The sequence below is a fragment of the Bacillus haikouensis genome (assembly GCF_013179555.1).
Lineage (GTDB): Bacteria > Bacillota > Bacilli > Bacillales > Bacillaceae_B > Rossellomorea > Rossellomorea haikouensis_A.
On sequence record NZ_JABMCR010000259.1, the window covers coordinates 1 to 5,699 of the forward strand.

General features: G+C 46.6%; 4 protein-coding genes and 1 pseudogene. All 5 read left to right on the forward strand.

Features of this window, described 5'->3' with window-relative positions; all coding sequences use genetic code 11:
• Window positions 1–467: 467 nt before the first annotated feature.
• Window positions 468–1,739 carry a S1C family serine protease gene (locus HP456_RS18990; RefSeq protein WP_172254004.1) on the forward strand — a complete coding sequence of 424 codons (1,272 nt, stop codon included), beginning with the start codon at window positions 468–470 and terminating at the stop codon, window positions 1,737–1,739.
• A 565-nt stretch (window positions 1,740–2,304) separates the two neighbouring features.
• Window positions 2,305–3,189, forward strand: coding sequence for a peptidylprolyl isomerase (locus tag HP456_RS25550; RefSeq protein WP_312857793.1), 885 nt, complete (start codon window positions 2,305–2,307; stop codon window positions 3,187–3,189).
• Window positions 3,190–3,323: 134 nt separating this feature from the next.
• A complete protein-coding gene (locus tag HP456_RS19000; RefSeq protein ID WP_172254006.1) occupies window positions 3,324–4,202 on the forward strand; it encodes a hypothetical protein in 879 nt (292 codons plus the stop codon).
• Between the two features lie 167 nt (window positions 4,203–4,369).
• On the forward strand, window positions 4,370–5,074 hold the full coding sequence (locus HP456_RS19005) for a response regulator transcription factor (protein ID WP_172254008.1): 705 nt from the start codon (window positions 4,370–4,372) through the stop codon (window positions 5,072–5,074).
• Window positions 5,064–5,699: pseudogene (locus HP456_RS19010) on the forward strand (sensor histidine kinase); the annotation flags it as partial. The gene HP456_RS19005 and the pseudogene HP456_RS19010, both read left to right, overlap by 11 nt.

The following is a 5,699-nucleotide window of genomic DNA, read 5'->3' on the forward strand; positions in this document are numbered from 1 at the left end:
AATATCATTGAAAGTGGCTTGAATCCTGTTTGCAGAGGTAAATTCTTTGCTTGAATTAGTTGGATCGTATATCAACTTTTCATACTATGAGTTTTGGACATTATTATAAGAGTTTCACAACAAAATCTATGAGTTATTATGAGCTTTTCAGCAAAATCTCATTTTTTCCAGTTCGGTGCCAACTCACCTAACGAGGACAGGACACCGGATGAACAAAGGCGGGTCATGGGGACAGGTACAATGTCCCGTTTTGGTCACAATACAAACTGCCCTGCACCAGTGGCTAACCCATAAACAAAACCAAATCATGCCGTATATCAGAACCGTCATTTACTTGGCGGTTCTTTTTTATCTGCAAAAACTTCCCACCCTGTACATAGATTGTTCATACTTTCGTAATATTTTCCCTCTAAGATGAAATCAACAGCAAAGTTCAACTGAGCAAAATAATTAGAGGAGGAAGCAAAATGCAAGAACATAACAATCAAAATGAAGAAATGAAGCATATAGAAACAGACCAACCAGAAGCCGCTACCATTGAAGGGAAGCAAAGAAGCGCAAAGCCGAAAAAGCCATTTAAAGGGAGAGGATTTCTATCCGCTGTGGGTGCGGGCATCATCGGTTCGGTTCTGACTCTGACGATATTGCCTCAGACAGATTATTATCAGAATCTGGCCGAACCCGGCATCGAACAAGCGGCGGGGGGCACTGGTCAGGAAGAAACTTCAACTGATTCGGGGATCACTCCCACATCTGTTTCAACCGGGGGCGACGTAGCGAATATCGTGGAAGATGCTTCTGAATCGATTGTCGGAATCGTGAATTACCAGCAGCAAAATAATCGCTACAATGGCTCTTCACAAGATGCTCAAGCAGGCACAGGATCAGGGGTTCTCTTTAAGAAAGAGGGGGACAGTGCCTATATCATCACAAACAACCATGTCATCGAAGGAGCTTCTGCCATCGAGGTTTCGCTCCATGACGGTGAAAAAACCAAAGCAGAGTTAATCGGTGCTGATCCACTGACAGACCTTGCCGTGTTGAAAATCGATGGGAAATACGCAGACAACCTATTGGAAGTTGGCGATTCCAGTGCCTTGCGCGCAGGTGAACAGGTAATCGCGATCGGGAACCCGCTTGGCCTTGATTTATCAAGGACCGTTACGCAAGGGATTGTCAGTGCTGTTGACCGTACCATTGCAGTGCAGACGTCTGCAGGTGAATCTGAATTGAATGTCATCCAGACTGACGCGGCGATCAATCCTGGTAACAGCGGCGGCGCACTGCTGAATTCAAAAGGTGAACTGATTGGAATAAACAGCTTGAAAATCTCCAACTCAGGTGTAGAAGGGCTTGGCTTTGCGATTCCAAGTAAAGATTTCATGCCGATCGTCAATGAAATCATCGAGACGGGAAAAGTGGAACGTCCGTATATCGGAATTGGACTGACGAATCTTGCCGATGTTCCGCGCAACTATCTGGGGAATTTGCCTAATGAAGTAGAAAAAGGTGTAATAGTCGCCAGTATTGATGAATCATCAGCGGCTGCCAAAGCCGGGATTAAAGAAGGTGATGTCATCACTGAGCTTAATGGCCAGCCAGTAGAGGATGCGGCCGACTTGAGAAGACAGTTGTACGCTGACCTGAAAGTAGGAGATAAGGTCGACCTGACCATTTTCCGGGGAGCTGAAGAGATGGCAATCAGCCTGACTTTGACTAGTAATTCGATGATTAATTAGTATTTTTGCTGCCGGACCGTGTCTGGTGTGAATGATGTGGATTGTGCCAGGCACAAATCGGGTCGATTGTGCCAGGCACAAATCGAGTGAATTGTGCCAGGCACAAACCGAGTGAATTGTGCCAGGCACAAATCGAGTGAATTGTGCCAGGCACAAATCGAGTGAATTGTGCCAGGCACAAATCGAGTGAATTGTGCCAGGCACAAACCGAGTGAATTGTACCAGGCACAAATCGAGTGAATTGTGCCAGGCACAAACCGGATGAATTGTGCCAGGCACAAACCGGATGAATTGTACCAGGCACAAACCGGATGAATTGTACCAGGCACAAATCGAGTGAATTGTGCCAGGCACAAATCGGGTGAATTGTGCCAGGCACAAACCGAGTGAATTGTACCAGGCACAAATCGAGTGAATTGTGCCAGGCACAAACCGGATGAATTGTGCCAGGCACAAACCGGATGAATTGTACCAGGCACAAACCGGATGAATTGTACCAGGCACAAATCGGATGAATTGTGCCAGGCACCAAAAAATAAAAATGAATATAAAGGAGATCGGGTAAGTGGATAAAAAGAAGCGTTCGATTACGTTATGGAGTGTGTTGGGAGGCGTTGTCGTCATCGGCACGATGCTGGCTGTGTTTGGGTTTTCGAAGGAAGATGTGGTGGCGAAGGTGGGGAGCAAGTCGATTAGTAAAGAGGATTTGTATACGACGCTTGTTGATCAGTATGGTGAAGCTGCACTGGATACACTGATTGCCGAAAAGATTGTGGAGCTTGAGAGTGAGGAGGAAGAGATCACAGTCAAGGAAAGTGAGATGGATGAGGAGCTGCAGACAATTCAAGATTCCTATGGTGATGAAGAGGCATTCAATGAGGCATTGGCATCGAGCGGAGCCAGTCTTGATAGTGTGAAAGAGAATATCAAAACGTATTTATTGACGGAAAAGCTGCTGAAGGACAGAATTTCCATTTCGGATGATCAGATAAAAGAATACTTTGAAGCGAATAAAGACTCGTTCGCTCAAGCGGAGCAAGTCGAAGCAAGCCATATTCTTGTAGAGGATGAAGAAACGGCTGAGGAAGTGAAGGACAAGCTTGCTGACGGGGGAGATTTCGCTGAGCTTGCCAAAGAATATTCTACTGATACTTCCAATGCCGAATCAGGAGGGGAACTGGGCTTTTTTGCAAAAGGTGAAATGGTGGCCGAATTTGATGAGAAGGCGTTTGCCATGAAGGCAGGGGAAATCAGTGAGCCTGTCAAGACGGAGTTTGGTTACCATATCATCAATGTAACGGACAAAAAAGCAGCGAAAGAAGCGGTTCTTGAAGATCATAAAGAGGAAGTAAAGGATATTCTGTTTGATCAGGCTCTTCAAACGGAGTATGGGACGTGGCTGGAAGAACAGAAAGAGGAGTACAAAATCGAAAATTCATTGAAAAGTTAATGAACCGGCAACGGTTTGTTCATACATTCGCAATAACTTCTGGGGAAAATGACATTGCAGTGGATTGAATCCCGACTTCACGTCAGATACATACATGATTCGATTGCTGCATCTACAAAAAAGGAGGCAAAAAAATGAAGAAGAAAAGAACATTAACGTATGTACTGACAGGTGCATTATCTGTCGGGATCCTGGGTGCTCTCCCGGCCTTTGCTGCTGAGGAGGAGGCAGCGAATACAAGCGAATCAGCGGTTGTCGAGAAGGGGACTGAGTTAGTATTTGACGGCCATCGCGGGGGTGGACCCGGAAAGTTCCATCTGGATGAAGAACAGTTGAAGGAAAAGGCAGAAGAACTTGGCATCGACAGCACCGATAAGGATTCACGCGAACTGGCCAAAGAGATTAAAGATGCCGAACTTGAAAAAAGAGCGAAGGAATTAGGGGTGGAAACGGAAGGCAAAGATCATCGTACAGTCATGGAGGAAATCCGTGGAGCCGAGCTTTCCAAAAAAGCAAAAGAACTTGGGATTTCAACAGATGGAAAAGACCATGAGCAGCTGTCCCAAGAGATAAGGGAAGCACTGGTTAAGCAGAAAGCGAAAGAACTTGGAGTGGAAACGGAAGGCAAGGATCTTGAAACTCTTGCAGAGGAAGTCAGAGAAGCAGCATTGACGCAGCAGGCACAGGATCTTGGAATTGAGGCAGAAGGCAAAGATCATCGGGAATTGAAACAGGAGGTTTTCGAAGCTTCCATTTTAAAAGCCGCCAAAGAGCTGAGCATTGACACAGAAGGCAAAACGACAAAAGAACTGATGGAAGAAATCATGACCGATCATGCCGGTGAAGCAAAAGAACTTGATATCTTCCCTTTCAATAAGGAAGAGGGCTTCTTTTTCCGCATGGGCGGTAAGGACCATCACGGTCCAGGGCATGGGAAAGGACCTCAACAATCTTCGCCTGACGCAGAGCAGAGTGATCAGCCGTCCGCAGAATCGCAAAGTGACACATTATAGTTCAACCCTGTCAGGAAATCCCCGCCAAGCCGCGGGGGTTTTTCGTTACGGGGAAATAATAGAATCGATTGGTGATAACAACTATAATTTAGATAGTGTGAAGTAGAATCCACCGGAAACAATGACTATAATTTAGGTAAAGCGATTTTGGGAAAGGGATGATGTCGATGAACGTGCTGGTAGTAGAAGACAACGAAAGTGTTACTTCCATGCTGGAGATGTTTTTTATAAAAGAAGGTATTCAAGGAGAGTTTGTTCACGACGGGGCAGAAGGGTACCGGCGTTATAGAGAGGGTGAGTGGGATCTTGTCATCCTTGACTGGATGCTGCCGGGGATGGACGGCGTCACCATATGCAGGAAAATCAGGGAGGAAAAGTCGCAGATCCCTGTCATCATGCTGACGGCGAAAGACAGTGAATCCGATCAGGTTCTCGGACTGGAACTCGGTGCCGACGATTATGTAACCAAGCCATTCTCGCCGCTTGCCCTGATGGCCAGGATACGTGCAGTTACACGCCGGTATCAAGGGGAGAAAAACAGTGCTTCCGGAAATCAGGATGTTTCCACGGAAGATTTCAACATCAGTAAGGAAACCCGAGAAGTTCTTCTGAAAGGCGTTCCGCTTACCAATCTGACACCAAAAGAATTTGAATTGCTCTATTACCTTTCACGTCATCCGCGTCAGGTGTTCTCGAGGGAACAGCTTCTCGAACGCGTATGGGGGTATGATTTCTACGGCGATGAGCGGACAGTCGATGTTCATATCAAACGGCTCCGCAATAAAATCGCCAGCAAAGAAAAGCCATACCTGCATACGGTCTGGGGAGTAGGATATAAATTCGATGAGACGGCGGCCGGAGATGAAATTTAGATATCTTTACCAGCTGCTTCTCAGCCATACAACCGTACTCATCATCGCCTTCCTGATCCTGGGCACCCTGTTTTCCCATTATGTCGAGAATCTTGTCTACGAAAATAAGGTCACGGAATTACGGTCGTATGGGGATAAAATTTTATCAGACCTCGAGCGTCCGAGTCCCAGAAGGCCGCTCTATCTGGAGGAATACAGCAATCTGCTTCAGGCACGGAACATCGATTTGATTACGTTCAACCGGCAAGGGGAGGTATCCTTTTCACGGGGCGGAGTGTACCCGCGGATTGAGCTTTCAAAAGACGAGTGGCAAAAAATCGAACACGGTGAAACCGTTCCGCTGAAAAAAGATTTCGGACGTTTTGACCAGGCTGTATCGCTTGTGATCATGCCGCGGATCATCAATGATCAACTGGCTGGCGGCCTGATCCTGATTTCCCCGATCAGCGGCACCAGGGAAATGCTGAGCGAAATCAATCAATATCTTCTGTACATCGTCCTTCTTGCACTTGCAATTGCATTGTTGATCAGCTTGTTCTTGTCCAAGCTCCATGTGAAAAGAATACAGCGGATCAGGGACGCGACTTCGCTAGTATCCTCCGGTCATTACGATGTTCACGTTCCA